This is a genomic window from Bacillus sp. SIMBA_008 (assembly GCF_046535495.1).
Classification (GTDB): domain Bacteria; phylum Bacillota; class Bacilli; order Bacillales; family Bacillaceae; genus Bacillus; species Bacillus subtilis.
The window spans coordinates 1-243 of the sequence record NZ_JAWRWL010001116.1 but is presented as its reverse complement, the minus strand read 5'-3'; the positions used below and the strand labels follow the sequence as shown (position 1 = coordinate 243).

General features: G+C 69.1%; 1 protein-coding gene. It reads left to right on the top strand.

The features are described from left to right. Positions 1 to 38: 38 nt before the first annotated feature. On the top strand, positions 39 to 243 hold a 205-nt coding region (locus SB658_RS26910; protein ID WP_410603562.1), incomplete at its 3' end, for a nitrilase-related carbon-nitrogen hydrolase.

The window sequence follows — 243 nt, the reverse complement described above, 5'->3', positions numbered from 1 at the left end:
CTGTTTGATAGGTGCATCGACGCACGAGGAGCATCCGCATGACCCTGACCATCGCCGGACTTCAGCATCACGGCACGCCCGGCGATGTCGATGCCAACCTCGCCGTCGTCGCCGCGGCCGCCGGCGAAGCGGCTGCGAGAGGCGCGCGCATCCTCGTCACCCCCGAGATGTTCGTCACGGGCTACAACATCGGCGATCGCCTGGCACCGCTGGCGACGCCGGGCCTCGTCGGCCGGATCACCC